The sequence below is a fragment of the Kitasatospora sp. NPDC056800 genome, from assembly GCF_042789775.1.
Lineage (GTDB): Bacteria > Actinomycetota > Actinomycetes > Streptomycetales > Streptomycetaceae > Kitasatospora.
Genome location: NZ_JBHUAL010000026.1, coordinates 46,028 through 60,280, shown reverse-complemented (window position 1 = coordinate 60,280; position 14,253 = coordinate 46,028). Strand labels below are relative to the sequence as shown.

Annotated in this window: 12 protein-coding genes; 6 read left to right on the top strand and 6 right to left on the bottom strand. The window is 73.3% G+C overall.

Annotation, left to right across the window (positions count from 1 at the left end; genetic code table 11):
- Window positions 1-157: 157 nt before the first annotated feature.
- From ACFRQN_RS09055 to ACFRQN_RS09045, 3 genes are all read right to left on the bottom strand, one after another.
- Complete coding sequence (locus ACFRQN_RS09055) at window positions 158-1,549, bottom strand: FAD-dependent oxidoreductase (protein ID WP_380739383.1); 1,392 nt, start codon at window positions 1,547-1,549, stop codon at window positions 158-160.
- 153 nt (window positions 1,550-1,702) lie between these two features.
- On the bottom strand, window positions 1,703-2,506 hold the full coding sequence (locus ACFRQN_RS09050; protein ID WP_074002837.1) for a TIGR03084 family metal-binding protein: 804 nt from the start codon (window positions 2,504-2,506) through the stop codon (window positions 1,703-1,705).
- Between the two features lie 169 nt (window positions 2,507-2,675).
- Window positions 2,676-4,166, bottom strand: coding sequence for an MFS transporter (locus ACFRQN_RS09045; RefSeq protein WP_380739381.1), 1,491 nt, complete (start codon window positions 4,164-4,166; stop codon window positions 2,676-2,678).
- 152 nt (window positions 4,167-4,318) lie between these two features.
- On the opposite strand from ACFRQN_RS09045, the gene ACFRQN_RS09040 reads away from it, so the two are divergent.
- Window positions 4,319-4,999, top strand: a complete 681-nt coding sequence (locus ACFRQN_RS09040; RefSeq protein ID WP_049650271.1) for a TetR/AcrR family transcriptional regulator — start codon at window positions 4,319-4,321, stop codon at window positions 4,997-4,999.
- Between the two features lie 156 nt (window positions 5,000-5,155).
- A complete protein-coding gene (locus ACFRQN_RS09035) occupies window positions 5,156-5,788 on the top strand; it encodes a streptomycin biosynthesis protein StrG (protein WP_380739379.1) in 633 nt (210 codons plus the stop codon).
- 31 nt (window positions 5,789-5,819) lie between these two features.
- Here ACFRQN_RS09035 and ACFRQN_RS09030 read toward each other — a convergent pair whose 3' ends face one another.
- Together ACFRQN_RS09030 and ACFRQN_RS09025 are read right to left on the bottom strand one after the other, a co-directional pair.
- Complete coding sequence (locus ACFRQN_RS09030; protein ID WP_380739377.1) at window positions 5,820-6,512, bottom strand: DUF899 domain-containing protein; 693 nt, start codon at window positions 6,510-6,512, stop codon at window positions 5,820-5,822.
- 131 nt (window positions 6,513-6,643) lie between these two features.
- Window positions 6,644-8,230: an MFS transporter gene (locus tag ACFRQN_RS09025; protein ID WP_380739375.1), complete on the bottom strand. Its 1,587-nt coding sequence runs from the start codon at window positions 8,228-8,230 to the stop codon at window positions 6,644-6,646.
- Window positions 8,231-8,387: 157 nt separating this feature from the next.
- On the opposite strand from ACFRQN_RS09025, the gene ACFRQN_RS09020 reads away from it, so the two are divergent.
- The gene (locus tag ACFRQN_RS09020) at window positions 8,388-8,732 is read left to right on the top strand and encodes a YciI family protein (RefSeq protein WP_234348258.1); all 345 of its coding nucleotides are present in this window, start codon (window positions 8,388-8,390) and stop codon (window positions 8,730-8,732) included.
- 25 nt (window positions 8,733-8,757) lie between these two features.
- Here the strand turns inward: ACFRQN_RS09020 and ACFRQN_RS09015 are convergent, their stop codons facing one another.
- Window positions 8,758-9,504, bottom strand: a complete 747-nt coding sequence (locus ACFRQN_RS09015; RefSeq protein WP_074002840.1) for a DUF2306 domain-containing protein — start codon at window positions 9,502-9,504, stop codon at window positions 8,758-8,760.
- Between the two features lie 408 nt (window positions 9,505-9,912).
- On the opposite strand from ACFRQN_RS09015, the gene ACFRQN_RS09010 reads away from it, so the two are divergent.
- The 3 genes from ACFRQN_RS09010 (at window position 9,913) to ACFRQN_RS09000 (ending at window position 14,252) form a co-directional block, all read left to right on the top strand.
- Entirely contained in the window at window positions 9,913-11,436 is a 1,524-nt protein-coding gene (locus tag ACFRQN_RS09010; protein ID WP_380739373.1) for an FAD-binding protein, read from the top strand.
- A 106-nt stretch (window positions 11,437-11,542) separates the two neighbouring features.
- Window positions 11,543-12,931, top strand: a complete 1,389-nt coding sequence (locus ACFRQN_RS09005) for an NDP-hexose 2,3-dehydratase family protein (protein ID WP_380739371.1) — start codon at window positions 11,543-11,545, stop codon at window positions 12,929-12,931.
- Between the two features lie 127 nt (window positions 12,932-13,058).
- On the top strand, window positions 13,059-14,252 hold the full coding sequence (locus tag ACFRQN_RS09000; protein WP_380739369.1) for an acyl-CoA dehydrogenase family protein: 1,194 nt from the start codon (window positions 13,059-13,061) through the stop codon (window positions 14,250-14,252).
- Window position 14,253 lies beyond the last annotated feature (1 nt).

Sequence of the window (14,253 nt, the reverse complement as noted above, 5' to 3'; positions counted from 1 at the left end):
GGGGCTGTCGGCCCCCGCCGCCGGGGCGTGCGCGGGGGGGGCCCGCTGCGCGTCCGGTTCCGGGCGCCCCCGGGCCCGGGGTGGCGGGGGCCGGGCGCGGCCGTTCCGGCGGGCGGCCGTTCCGGCGGGCGGCCCGTTCCGATCGGCCGCCGACGGCTCAGTTCCGGCCGGAGAGCTCCGGAGCGCCCGCGTGGGCGCCGGCCGGGGGCGGGACGGGCCGGCGGGCGGCGCGCAGCACCCGCAGCAGGGTGCGCGGGTGCATCAGCGACTGCGGGGTGGCCACCAGTCCGGCGATCCGCACCAGTGCCTCGGTGATCCGGGGATCGTGGACCGCCGCCCGCTGGGCCAGCGCGGCGTAGCGGTTGACCAGGTGGGTCTGCGGGGTGCGGCGGCCCGCGACGCCCGGGTAGCCCAGGTCGGTCACCGCGGCGAAGGACCAGGGGGCCCGGATCTCCCGCGCGACGTCGCGGAAGTAGGCCCGGGGGTTCGGCAGCCGCCGCCCCGCGGTGTGCCGCCGCAGCACCAGGGCCTGCAGCGCGGCGGAGGTCATGCCCTGGGCGTAGGCCGGGTTGAAGCTGCACACCGCGTCGCCCAGGACGACCAGCCCGGCGGGGAAGCGCTCCAGCCGGTGGTAGTCCCTGCGGACACTGGCCGGGAAGCGGAACCGCAGGGGCTCGTCGAGCGGTTCGGCGTCGCGGATCGCCTCGTGGATCTCGGGGACGGGCAGCGAGCGGACGAAGGCGTGGAACCCCTCGGGGTCGACGGGCGGGTGGTCGCCCACGATCCCGGTCACCGACAGCTCCACCCGGTTGTCCTCGCCGGGCACCCGGTAGAAGAAGGCCCCGCGCGGGTGCGAGGGCGTGGCGGCGGGGATGATGGCGATGTCGCTGCCGAACGGATCCCCCTTGAGGCGGTAGTGGCGGGTGGTGTACGCCAGGTCGATCTCGATCCGCTCCTCGGGGGGCGCCTCGTACCCGAGGTCGGCCAGCCAGCGCGGGGTGCGCGAGCCGCGGCCGGTGGTGTCGACGACCAGGTGCGCGGAGAGCGTGCGCTCCGCGCTCCCGGGGGCGCGCCGCTGCACCCGGACCCCGGTGACCCGGCGCCTGGTGGTGTCGGTCACCGGGGCGATGACGTCGTGTTCCTCCAGGAACGTCACCTCCGGCAGCGCCCGTACCCGCTCGCGCAGATGGTGTTCGAGCACCGGCCGGGTGGCGGGCACGGACGGCAGGCCGGTGCGCGCCGGCCGCAGCCGCAGCCCGTTGAAGTACCAGCGGATGTCGGCGCTGAAGTCGCCGGGCCGCACCCCGGCGGCGACCAGTTCGTCGGTGAGGCCGGGGAACAACGACTCCATGATCTGGTGGCCGCGGGCGACCAGCCCGTGGGCGTGGTTGCCGTGCGGGACGCCGCGCCGCGGCCCCCGGACGCCGAGGATCCGGTCGCGTTCGACGACGACGACCCGGGGATAGGACTCGGCGAGCACCCTCGCCGCCAGCAGGCCTGCGATGCTTCCGCCGAGAACCACGGCGCATTCGTCGGTACGGGTGCCCATGACGGTCCCTTCTGTCGGGTGTGGGACGGGTGGCGGTCCCCGTGCTGGTGCGCCGCCGCGCTGTCGGCCTTCGCCCGGAGCGCGCGTGCGCGCGGGTCCGCGGCACCCCCGCCCGGTGCCGCGGACCCGGTGGCGCTTTCGGTCAGTGCCCGGTCAGTGCCCGGTCGACCGGAACTGGCCGGGCGTGCGGCCCGGACCGGCCGGGCCGCGGTAGGCCTGGGCGAGGTCGAGCCAGGCCTCGGCGTCCTCGCCACGGGCCGTCAGGGCGAGGTCGTCGCGGTGCCGGCGCCTGGTCACCAGCAGGCAGAAGTCGACGGCGGGTCCGCTGACGCGCTGCTCCGCGTCGGCGGGGCCGAACTCCCACCGGGCGCCCGACGGAGCGGTGATCTCGAAACGGAACGTTGTCTCCGGCGGCGTGAGCCCGCGGGCCTGGTAGCCGAAGTCCCAGGTGCGGACGGCGAACTCGACCAGGTAGCGGATCCGGTCGGTGTGCTCGCGGCGCTCCCCGAGCGCGTCGGCGATGTCCTGGCCGTGGCCGAACAGTTCCATCATGCCGGCGGCGGCGAGCACGGGGGCCGTCAGCGGGCGGACCAGCCACGGCAGCGGCCGGTCCGCCGGAACGGCCGCCAGGGCCTCCTCCGCGGCCCTGCGCTCGGTCTGCCAGCTCTCCAGCAGGAGCTTCGGCGCCTTCGCCAGGTAGGGCTTGAGGGCCTGCTGCACCGCGCCGTCCATGTCCTGCCCGATGCCGGCGGCGACCGCCCGGAAGGCCTCGGGGTCGCCCGCCGCGAGTCCGGCCAGCCTGAAGGTGGCCGTGAGGTGGGCGACCTGGTGGGCGACGGTCCAGCCGGGGGCCGGCGTGGGGCGTGCCCAGTCGGCTTCGGGCAGGTTCGCCACCAGCGCGTCGACGGCCTCGCCGTCCAGCACCAGCGCGGAGATCACGTCCTGTCGGTCGACCATGCCTCTTCCTTCCGTTGAGCGGAACCCGGCCGGATGCCCGGCGCACTCCCAATCCGCATCGAACCGTGGCGAGTTGGGCGAATCCAGTATCTGTTCCCGGAGATCGGCGGGCTTCTCCGCCCGTGCTCTGCCACCGGCCGCTCCCGCGCCCCCGTCACTCGGGCCCCCGTCACTCGGAGGCCGCGCCGAGCGCCGGGGCCGCGAGCCGGCTCCGGCGGCTGATGTACCAGGCGGCCGCGCCGCACAGCAGCGCCAGCACGGAGACCGCCAGCAGGACGTCGGAGGCCGAGGACACCAGGCCCGCCAGCAGCAGCGGCCCGCACAGGCCGCCCAGCCGGTTGAAGAAGGAGACCCAGCCGGTGGTCCGGCCGCGCCGTTCCGGGTCGGCCAGGTCGGCCGCGATCGGCAGGAAGATCGCGGCCATCGAGTTCACCGAGAACAGCGCCGCCACCAGCGCGCCCGCGCAGATCCAGCCCACCTGGGCCACCGCGCCGCTGGCGGTGAGCGCCAGCAGCAGCACGGCGGTGACGGTGGCCAGACCCGCCGCCATGCTGGTCGGGCCGAACCGGCGGTAGCCCAGCATCAGCAGCAGGGCGCACGGGACCATCACCACCGCCGCCACGGTCAGCATCAGGTTCGCGGTGCGCACCGGCACACCGCCGATCCGGGCCAGGCTCGGCACCCAGGTGGTGAGGCCGAAGGTGAGCAGGCCGATCAGGGTGGCGAACGCCCGCTGGAGGCCGTGGGTGAGGGCCCGCGCGGACCGTGAGTCCCGCCGCGGGGCCGGTGCGCTCCGCGCCGCCGGGGCGGAGAGCGCCACGTAGTCGGGAACGAAGGGCGTCAGCACGGCCAGCACGGCGCCGGTGGGGGCACCGATCAGCCAGAGGATCCGCCAGCCGAACACCGGCTCCAGCCACAGGGCCGAGCCGGCGGCGATCAGGTAGCCGACGGCGGTGGCGACGACGGAGAGCGCCACCACCACCGAGCCGCGGACCCGCCCGCCGACCGCCTCGGTGAGCAGGGTGATCAGCAGCGGGGCGAGGCCGCCGACCGCCAGGCCCATCAGCCCGCACATCAGCAGGTTCCCGCGGAAGGTGGGCATCGAGCCGCACATGCTGGTGGCGGTGAAGCCGAGGGTGGCGATCAGGTAGGAGCTGCGGCGCCCGATCCGGTCGGTGAGCACACCGAACAGCAGCGCCCCGGCCGCCGTCCCGGTCAGTCCGCAGACCGCCAGCAGGGAGGCCGTCCGGGGGTCGAGGCCGTAGTCGGCCCGCATGCCGGGGATGACGAAGCCCAGCGTGGAGGTCTTGCTGATGTCGACGGTCAGGGCGGCCGTACCGATGACGGCGATCAGCAGCCGGCCGCGCCGGCCCGCACGGAGTTCGGTCGGGGCCGAGCGCGGCCGTCCGCGCAGGGCGGCGCCGGCCACCACGAGCAGCAGCCCGGCGAAGGCCGTGAACATCTCCGGCATCTCCGCCAGCGGCATGCCGCCGAGCTTCCGTCCGGCGTCGGCCGGGGCGTGCGCCATCTCCATCGGCATCGGCATCGGCATCGCGGGGTCCATGGCGAAGGCGTGGTGGAAGGCCAGTGCGGAGGAGACCAGCACGATCGCGCTGCCCGCGTACAGGAGCATCGCGGCGCCGAGGGGTCTGGAGAACACGGGGCGGCCTTTCGGTCGGGGGCGGCGGTCGCGCCGGGTGACTGGGAAGCTACGCCGGGCGTCCTGAGGGCCGCTTCTCGCAGTGTGCTGGGATCGGGAGTTGTGGACCCGCGACCGGTTCCGGCACCACGGCGTTTTGGTTGACTGGGGACATGAGTCCGCGTCGCTCGGATCCCCGTGCCCGCCCGGGGCTGGTGACCATCGCCGCCCGGCTGCTGGCGGAGGAGGGGCCGCAGGCACTGTCCACCCGCCGCATCGCGAGCGAGGTCGGCACCTCGACGATGGCCCTGTACACCCACTTCAACGGAATGCGCGGGCTGGCGCGGGCCATCGTCCACGAGGGGTTCGCCCGGCTCCAGCAGCACTTCACCCAGGTGCGGCCCAGTGACGACCCGGTGTGCGACCTCGCGCTGCTGGGCCGTGCCTACCGGTGCAACGCGCTGGCCAACCCCCACCTGTACGCGGTGATGTTCGGCGGTTCCTCGCTGGCCGGGTTCTCGCTCGACGAGGAGGACCGCCAGTACGGCCGCTACACGCTGGCCGGTGTGACCGAGTGCGCGGCCCGGTGCGTCGGGGCGGGCCGGTTCCGCCCGGCGGACCCGGAACTGGTGGCGCACCAGATGTGGTCGGCGGTGCACGGCCTGGTCGTCCTGGAGCTCGGCGGCTACCTGATCGAGCCCTGCGACGCCGACCGCCTGCTGGAGGCGCAGCTGGTGGGGCTGATGGTCGGTGTCGGCGACACCCGGGAGGCCGCCGCCGGATCGGTGGCGGCCTCGGCCCGGCGGCTGCGGGAGGAGGTGGTGCCGGTGGTGGACGCGGCGGGGCCGGAATAGTCCGGCGACGGGCACCCGAACTCTTTCCGGACCGCTTTCTCCCGTCGTGCTCTTGCCGCTCGGAACGTCTTGGTGGAGAAGGGACGCTGCGCTAGCTTCTCGAACAGGAGGCATTGTCCGCCGTCCGCCAGGAGAATTCGGGGAGTGTGGGAGAGCATGCAGCCGAAGACCTACGAGTACGATCCGGCCGTGTTCGACTTCGCCGCGGCGGTGCGGTCGATCTACCGGACCGAGGACCTGAGCACGTTGCGGCCGGACGCCCCGATGGAGCTGCTCACCTGGCAGACCGACCAGTCCACGGAGTTCCACGCCGCCTTCTACCGGGAGTTCGAGCCCAGGCTCCGGGACCTGTACCGCGGCTTCGTGAAATCCTTCGTGCCGGACGTGCTCGGCACCGACGAGTTCTGCTTCCAGCGCGTTCCCACCTTCCGGATCCATTTCCCGGGAAATGTCGCGGTCGGCGAGTTCCACAAGGACGGCGACTACCACCACGCCGACGGCGAGGTGAACTTCTGGCTGCCGCTGACCCGGGCCTGGGGGACCAACTCCGTGTGGGTCGAGCGGGAGCAGGGGTCGGAGGACTACGCGGCGACCGAACTCGACGTGGGGCAGCTGCTGGTCTTCGACGCGGTCGGCTGGAACCACGGGAACAAGGTGAACGACACCGACTCGACCCGGGTGAGCTTCGACTTCCGCTGCATCCGGCTCGCCGACTACCGCGCCTCGGACCTGCGGACGGTGGACGCCGGCCGGGGGCTGTGGATCGGGGACTACTTCGACGTCTTCTGACCGGTTCCGCTCCGGCGGCGCACCGGCGCGGTCATCCCGACTGCCGGCCCAGCGGCGTCAGGTCCAGGTAGTTGTGGACGGCGAGGAGGATGTCCAGCCCGCGCGAGAAGGTCGAGTAGGTGTGGTAGACCTCCTCGCCGTCCCGCAGGAAGACGCTGACCGCGGGGAGTTCGTGGCCCCAGATGTCCCAGGGGCCGACGGCGGCCTCGTGCTCCTCCCTGGTCCGGAAGTTGATCAGGAGCGGGGTCACGGACTCGTCCAGCGTGGCGTGGAAGTCGTAGTTGAAGCGGCTCCCGTACGACGAGTAGTACGGGATGTTGTCCCAGCCCATCCGCTCCTTGTACCGGCGGATCTTCTCCTGCGGCGCGCGGGAGACCAGCACCAGCGTGGTGTCCCGCTCGTGCAGGTGCGGCAGGTACCCGATCTCCCGGATCTGGAACCGGCAGCTGGGGCAGCCCTCCTCCCACTCCGGGTCGAACATCACGTGATGGACGATCAGTTGCCGGCGCCCCTCGAAGAGGTCGGCCAGGGACGCCTTGCCGTCGGGGCCCTCGAAGACGTAGTCCTCCTCGACCCGGACCATCGGGAGCCGCCTGCGCTCGACGCTCAGCGCCTCCCGGGCGTGCGTGAACTCCTTCTCCCTGACCAGGAACTCCCTGCGGGCGGCGAGCCACTCCTCCCGCCCGACGACCCGGGGGAGCTCCGACTGCGGTTCCGTGTCCATGGTGCCGTTCTTCCTCTCATGCGGTGCGGTGTTCCGTACTGCCGTGTTCCGTACTGCCGTGCTACGTACTGCCGTGTTACGTACGGCGGTGTTCCGGGCCGCGGTGTTCCGCGGCGCTCTGCTGCGGCGGGTCATTCCACGGCCGTGGCGGTCGGTGCGGGCGACTCCTCCGCCGCCGGGGACACCGCCCCGGCCGCGGAGCGCGACCCGAGCGCGCCGAGCGCCAGCACACCGAGGGCGGCGACCAGGACGGCACTGACCACGGCGGCGGCGTTCAGGCCCGAGGTGAACGCGTCGCGCGCGTGCTCCAGCAGGCGCGCGCCCGCGTCCCCGGACAGCCGCCCGGCCTCCTGCGCGGCGGCCTCGACGCTCTGCCGGACGTCAGGGAGCGCGCCGGCCGGGGCCCCGGACGGGCTGAAGCCATCCATCCGGGCACCGTAGACGGCGGCTCCTATGCTCCCCAGCGCGGCCACCCCCAGCGAGATGCCGAAGTCGCCGCTGGTCTGCGAGAGCGCCGCCGCCGCCCCGGCGTTCGCGGGGGGCACGGAACCCACCACGAGGTCCTGGCCGAGCGCGCCCACGAACCCGATCCCGAGGAAGACCAGGATGATGCCGCCCACCAGCTGGGACAGCCCGTCCGAGGTGTCCAGGACGGCGAGCAGCGCGAAGCCGACCGCGGCGAGGCCCATGCCGGCGGCGATCACCACCCGGGGGGTGAACCGGCGTGCGGCGAGCGGCGCCAGCATGCTCCCGACCACCATCGCCAGCGAGGACGGGACGAGCCACAGGCCCGCGTGCAGCGGGGTGAACCCCTCGACCGACTGCAGGTACCGGCTGATCAGGAACATCACCCCGCCCTGGGTGGCCACCCCGAGCATCAGGATCACCAGCGCCGCGGTGAACGCGAGCCGCTTGAAGAGCCGGACGTCGAGGAGCGGGTCGTCGAGCCGGCGCTGCCGCGCCACGAACACGGCCCCGAAGGCCAGGCCGGCGACGGCCGCGGCCGCGCCCAGCGGCTGGACCCCGTCCCGGGCCATGTCCTTGATGCCGTAGACCAGGGGAAGCATCGCCAGCAGGGACAGGGCGACGCTCAGCGGGTCCGCGCCGCGGACCTGCGGGGAGCGGTACTCGGGCAGGAACACCGGGCCGACGGCCAGCAGCAGCACCATCACCGGGATGGCCAGCAGGAACACCGAGCCCCACCAGAAGTGGCTGAGCAGCGCGCCGCCGATGACCGGCCCGGCGGCCGCGCCGCCCATGAAGCAGCTCATCCACACCGCGAAGGCCATGCCGCGCTGCCGCGGGTCCTGGAACATGTTGCTGATCAGCGCGAGCGTGGAGGGCATCAGGGTGGCCCCGGCGACGCCCATCCCGGCGCGCGCCGCGATCAGCATGCCCGGGCTGGTCGACCAGGCGGCCACCGCCGAGGCGATCCCGAACGCCACCGCGCCGTACAGCAGCAGCTTGCGGCGGCCGACGCGGTCACCCAGCGTGCCCATGGTGACCAGGAAGCCGGCCGTCAGGAAGCCGTACACGTCGGTGATCCACAGCTGCTCGGTGGCGCCGGCCCCGAGGTCGTCGGTCAGGCTGGGCAGCGCCAGGTAGGTCACGCTGAGATCCAGCGCGAGCAGGAGTGTGGGCAGGGCGAGAACCGCCAGGCCCGTCCACTCGCGGCGCCCCGCTCGCGGCGGGGAGGCCGCGGTCGTCGGCGAGGTCATGGGTACGTCCTCCAGAGTCGGGTTGTACGGGACGGGACCGCCCCCGGAGGGCGTCCGTCACCCCGGGGTCGGAGCCGCGGCCTGCGATCCGACATCCGCTTCGCTATCGTCGTCCACGAAGTTCCGGAACAGGCCGCGGAGGACGTGCGTGAAGTACATGCTGCTGATCTACAGCGACCCGGTGGTGTGGGAGGCGCTCACGGAGGCGGAGCGGGCCTCGCTCGGCCCCGAGCACGCGGCGCTGATCGGCGAACTGGAGGCGTCCGGGGAGTGGGTCGGCGGCTCGGTGCTGGCTCCCCCGGAGCGGAGCCGGGCGGTGCGGGTCCGCAACGGCGCGGTGCAGGTCGTGGACGGTCCGTTCGCCGAGGTCAAGGAGCACCTGGCGGGCTACGACATCGTCGACTGCGACGGCATGGAGCGGGCGGCGGAGATCGCCGCCCGCATTCCCGACGCCCGGCTGGCCCGGGTGGAGATCAGGCCCATGGTGGGGCCGGAGGCGTGACCGGAGGGGCCCGGCGGCCCTTCCCTCAGGCGGACACCGGGAGCCGTCGCCGCGGCTTCCGGTCCAGCCAGAGCTGCACGAGGACGAGGTTGACCATCCAGCCGAGCCAGCGCGCGACCTCGAACAGGTAGTCGAGCGGGACGGGCGCTCCCGTGTGGACCATGACGTCGACCATGGCGCGGCCCCACAGCACGCCGGCGGCGAGCGCGAAGCTCCGCAGCATCCACCGGCGGTGCTCGGCCCAGCGGTGCCGGCGGGCCGCCACCGTCCCGGCCACCGTGGTCGCGATCCACAGCAGCGCCTGGAGCGCGATCCCGATGTCGCCGCGCCACTCGGGCATCAGCGGCATGATCACCAGCGCGGTGACGGCACAGGGCAGGGCGCCGGCGTACACGTAGAGCCGGCCGCTGAGCCGGTGCACCCGCGGGCGGGTCCGCCGCAGCCCGGGCCACAGCTGGAGCACGACGGTGACCAGCGCGATCGACCCGAAGGCGATGTGCGCCACCAGGACCGCGTAGTGCCACGGGACCTGGGGGTCCAGGTTGATGCGCGCCTTCGCCGGATCGAAGCGCAGGTAGGGCGGGAGCTCGTCGACGAGGAAGAGCCCGACGAGCAGGGCGAGCAGCGCGGCCCACCGGCGGGCGGAGGCCCGCCCCGCGCCCCGCCCGCCGTCCGCGCCCCCTCCGCCGGACTCGTCCCGCCCGCCGGAGTCGCGGCGCCGGCCGGACTCGGGGAGCGCGGCGGTGGCGGTGCTGTCGGTCTGCTGAGCCATGGGTGTCCTTCCCCGCCCGGGTGACGAATGGCCGCCAGCTTCACAAACCGAGCGGCCGGACGGCACCTCCCGGCTTGCTGTCCCTCCTGCGCAATCCACGAGAAGACAGGGGCCGCTGCGACGGACGACGATGCGTCTGGAGCCGATCGGGGCGACGGGCGAGGAGGGACGGCTGTGCTGGACGGTGTCGGGGACCGGTCGGGTCCGCAGCGTCCGGGGTCCGGTCGGATCGATCTCATGGTTCGTCAACTCACCTGTACGCTGACGGAGTTCGTCGAACGAACCCCCGGGCCTCGACGTGCCGCCGCGTGGCCGCCCCGGTCACCGCGCCGGTCCGCGCCCACGTGCGGAGGCTTCGCCGAGAGCCGCCGGGGAGACAACTCCGCCCACTGTTTCCGGAGGTAGTACGTGAGTGATGTGACGGATCCCGGAGGTCTCGCCCCGGCCCGGGCCGACGGGACGGTCGTCCGCCCCGAGGACACCAGGTACAGCAGCCTGACCATCGGCCACAACCAACGGTTCGTCGGCCGCCCCGACTCGGTGCGCGTGGTGCACGGCACCAAGCAGGTCGTCGCCGTCGTCGAGGAGGCGGTGCGGGCCGGGAAGCGGATCGGGGTGCGCAGCGGCGGCCACTGCTTCGAGGGCTTCACCTTCGCTCCGGAGATCGAGACGCTGATCGACCTGTCGCTGCTGGACGAGGTCCGCCACGACCCGGAGCGCCGGGCCTTCGCGATCGGTCCGGGCGCCACGCTCGGGCACGTCTACCGCACCCTCTTCAAGGAGTGGGGTGTCACCCTGCCGGCCGGGGCCTGTATGGACGTGGCGATCGGCGGGCACCTGACGGGCGGCGGCTACGGCCACCTCTCCCGCCGGGACGGCCTGGTGGCGGACCACCTGTACGCGGTGGAGGTGGTGGTCGTCGACGAGAAGGGCAGGGCCCGCACCGTCGTCGCCACCCGCGAGGAGGGCGACCCGAACCGGGACCTGTGGTGGGCGCACGCTGGTGGCGGGGGCGGCAGCTTCGGCGTCGTCACCCGGTTCTGGCTGCGCAGCCGGGGCGTGCGCTCCGACCGGCCGGCGGACCTGCTGCCGAAGGCCCCCGGCAACGCGCGCCGGCGGACGGTGATGTACTCCTGGGACGGCATGGACGAGGCGTCGTTCGGCACGCTGGTCCGCAACTACGGCACCTGGTACGAGCGGAACAGCGAGCCCGGCACGCCGGCCTGCGACATCTGGGGGGTCCTCCAGCTCTTCCACCGCTCGGGGGGCATGCTCGGCCTGATCTCCGTCATCGACGACGCGCTCCCGGGCGCGTCGGAGCGACTGAACACCCATGTCGACTTCCTCACCGCCGGGGTCGGCGCCACGCCCGTGATCGACACCGACCAGGTCATCCCCTGGATGTCCCCGCAGAACTGGCCCTACGAGCCGTCCGGGAACTACAAGCACAAGGCCGGGGACCTCCGCAAGGGGTACACGGACGAGCAGATAGCGGTCATCTGGAGGTACCTGAGCAGCACCGACTACCACAACCCGGCCGCGAACCTCGGCCTCTCCGGGTTCGGCGGCCAGGTCAACGCGCTGCCCGCCGACGCCACCGCCACGGCCCAGCGGGACGCGATCGTGAAGGCCGTCTACTCCACCGGGAACTGGGAGGGGGGCTCGGGCGCCGAGCACCTCGACTGGGTCCGCTCCTTCTACCGCGACGTCTACGCCGCCACCGGCGGCGTCCCGCTCCCGGACGAGCGGAACTCCGGGAGCTACATCAACTACCCCGACGTCGACCTGCTGGACCCGAAGCTGAACGACTCCGGGGTCTCCTGGACGACGCTGTACTACCGGGACAACTACGCCCGGCTGCAGGCGGTCAAGAAACGGTATGACCCCGGGAACGTCTTCCGCCACGCGATGTCGGTGGAACTCCCGTCCTAGCGCGTTCCGGCCGGGCGGTTCGCGCCGCCCGGCCGGGGCCGGCCCCCCCCGGGGTGACCTCCGCGCCGATTCCCGTGACAGCCGATTCCCCTGAAAGGACGTGGAGTTGAGCACCATCGGTACGGTTCGTGGAGGCATCGGAACCCGGCTTCCGGCCCTCACCCGGCGCCCCGCCGCGGCACCGGGCCGGGGCGGTCCGGGCGCCTCGGCCGACGAGATAGCGCACTGGCTGTCCGCCCGGGTGCGGGCCGACCGCTTCCGGGTCGAGCGCATCCCGTTCGACCGGCTCCGCGGGTGGTCCTTCGCCCCGGACACCGGCGACCTGGTGCACGACAGCGGGCGCTTCTTCTCGATCCAGGGCGTCGAGGTGGAGACGGCCGACGGCCCGGTGCCGACCTGGCGCCAGCCCATCATCGACCAGCCCGAGGTCGGCATCCTGGGGATCATCGCCAAGGACTTCGGCGGGGTGCGCCACTACCTGATGCAGGCGAAGATGGAGCCGGGCAACCCCAACATCGTCCAGCTCTCCCCCACCGTGCAGGCGACCCACAGCAACTACACCGGCGTGCACAAGGGCGCGCCGGTCGCCTACCTGGAGTACTTCCTCGATCCGTCCCGGGGGCGTCCCGTCGCGGACGTGCTGCAGTCCGAGCACGGCGACTGGTTCAACCGGAAGTTCAACCGGAACACGATCGTGCTGGTCGACGAGGAGGTGCCGGTCGCCGAGAACTTCCGCTGGCTGACCCTCGACCGGATCGCCGCACTGCTGCACCGCGACAACCTCGTCAACATGGACGCCCGCACGGTGCTCTCCTGCCTCCCCCTCCCCGCCTCGGGAGCGAGCGGGCTGATCTCCGTGGAGCACATCGAGGGCTGGCTGGCCGCGGAGCGGGCCCGCCGCTCGCTGCGGGTACGGCGCGTCCCGCTGCGCGAAACCGGGGGCTGGGTGCGGACCGCGCACGCGATCCGCCGGGTGCCGGACCGCCACTTCCGCGTGGTCGCGGTGGCCGTCGAGGCGGGCAGCCGCGAGGTGGCCCAGTGGACGCAGCCGCTGGTCGAACCCGTACGGCTGGGGCTGAGCGCCTTCGTGCTGCGGTACTTCTCGGGCGTGCCGCACCTGCTGGCCCGGGCCGGCGTGGAGGTCGGCTTCCAGGAGATCGCGGAACTCGCGCCGACGGTGCAGTGCACCCCGGAGCACCACCGCGGCCGCCCCCGCGGGCCCCGCCACCACTTCCTGGACGTCGTCGAGAACGCCGCGCCCTCCCGCGTCCGCTACTCGGCCCTCCACTCCGAGGAGGGCGGCCGCTTCCTGAACGCGGTGAGCCGCTACGCCATCGTGGAGGCGGACGGAGCGCAGGCGCCGTCCCAACCACCGCCCGGGTACTGCTGGGTGACGCCTGGTCAGCTCTCCGCGCTGGTGACCCGCGGCGGGCGGGTGAACGTCCAGGCCCGCACCCTGCTCTCGGCGCTGACCACGCGCGCCGTCCGGCTCTGATCCCCCCGGCTCCGATCCCCCCGCGACGCCGTCCACGGGGTGCGGGACCGCCACCGCGCGACCGGTGGACCCGCCCCCGCCATGCCCCGAATTCCGCTGCCCCGTCCTTCACCAGGGAGAGCACGTCATGACGGACACCACCGCAACGACCGCCGTCCCCGACCGCGCCGAGATCCTCCGCCGGGCGCGCGAGGTGACGCCGGTCCTGAGGAACAACGCGCCCTGGGGCGACGAGAACCGGCGCCTGTCGAAGGAGACCGTCTCGGTCCTGGCGGACGCCGGCCTGCTCCGCACCCGGATCCCCAGGCGCCTCGGCGGTTTCGAGGTCGACATGCGCACCCAGGCCGAGCTCCTGGTGGAGCTGGCCCGCGCCGACGGCGCCGCGTCCTGGACGGCCGGCGTCTGGTCGATCAGCGCCTGGGTCGCCGCTCTCTTCCCGGACGAGGTGCAGGACCGGGTCCTCGCCTCCCCGGACGCCCTGGTCAGCGGCATCATCAGCCCGACGGCCACCGCCGTCCCGGTCGACGGCGGCATCCTCGTCAACGGCTCCTGGAAGTTCAACAGCGGCGTCCAGCACAGCACCTGGGACACCAACGCGGCGGTCCTGCTCACCCCCGACGCGGCCCCCCGGCCCATCATGACGCTGATCCCGGTCTCCGACCTGGAGGTGGTCGACGACTGGCACACCGTGGGGCTGCGCGGGTCCGGCAGCGTCACCACGGTCGCGCGGGACGTCTTCGTCCCCGCGGAGCGCTACATCCCGATGGAGCCGGTCATGATCGGCGGCGGCGGGGCGGGCAGCAACGCCGGCTCGGAGATCTACCGGGCCCCGATCATGCCGACGGCCTGCGCGACGGTGAGCGCGACCGCCCTCGGCCTCGCGATCGCCGCGAAGGACGCCTTCTTCGAGCGCCTCCCCGACCGGCGGATCACCTACACCGACTACACCGACCAGCGCGAGGCGCCGCTGACCCACCTCCAGGTCGCGGAGGCCGCGGTGAAGATCGACGAGGCGGAGTTCCACTGCTACCGCCTCGCGGACCTCGTCGACGCGAAGAACGCCGCCGCCGAGCCCTGGACGCTGGAGGAACGCGCCCTGGCCCGCCTGGAGACCGGCGCGGTCTGCGCGCGCGTCAAGGAGGCGGTGGACATCCTGGCCACCGCGAGCGGGGCGTCCTCGGTCTACCTGGACGTGCCGATCCAGCGGATCGAGCGGGACGTCCGGACCCTCCACCTGCACGCCGTCATGCACCCGAACACCAACCTCGAACTCTACGGCCGGCTGCTGTGCGGCCAGGCACCGAACACCCAGTACCTCTGAA

Excerpts from the sequence above, each read along its gene's own strand:
- ACFRQN_RS09055 (WP_380739383.1), bottom strand. The coding sequence starts at position 1,549 with ATGGGCACCCGTACCGACGAATGCGCCGTGGTTCTCGGCGGAAGCATC.
- ACFRQN_RS09050 (WP_074002837.1), bottom strand. The coding sequence starts at position 2,506 with ATGGTCGACCGACAGGACGTGATCTCCGCGCTGGTGCTGGACGGCGAG.
- ACFRQN_RS09040 (WP_049650271.1), top strand. The coding sequence starts at position 4,319 with ATGAGTCCGCGTCGCTCGGATCCCCGTGCCCGCCCGGGGCTGGTGACC.
- ACFRQN_RS09035 (WP_380739379.1), top strand. The coding sequence starts at position 5,156 with ATGCAGCCGAAGACCTACGAGTACGATCCGGCCGTGTTCGACTTCGCC.
- ACFRQN_RS09030 (WP_380739377.1), bottom strand. The coding sequence starts at position 6,512 with ATGGACACGGAACCGCAGTCGGAGCTCCCCCGGGTCGTCGGGCGGGAG.
- ACFRQN_RS09025 (WP_380739375.1), bottom strand. The coding sequence starts at position 8,230 with ATGACCTCGCCGACGACCGCGGCCTCCCCGCCGCGAGCGGGGCGCCGC.
- ACFRQN_RS09020 (WP_234348258.1), top strand. The coding sequence starts at position 8,388 with ATGCTGCTGATCTACAGCGACCCGGTGGTGTGGGAGGCGCTCACGGAG.
- ACFRQN_RS09015 (WP_074002840.1), bottom strand. The coding sequence starts at position 9,504 with ATGGCTCAGCAGACCGACAGCACCGCCACCGCCGCGCTCCCCGAGTCC.
- ACFRQN_RS09000 (WP_380739369.1), top strand. The coding sequence starts at position 13,059 with ATGACGGACACCACCGCAACGACCGCCGTCCCCGACCGCGCCGAGATC.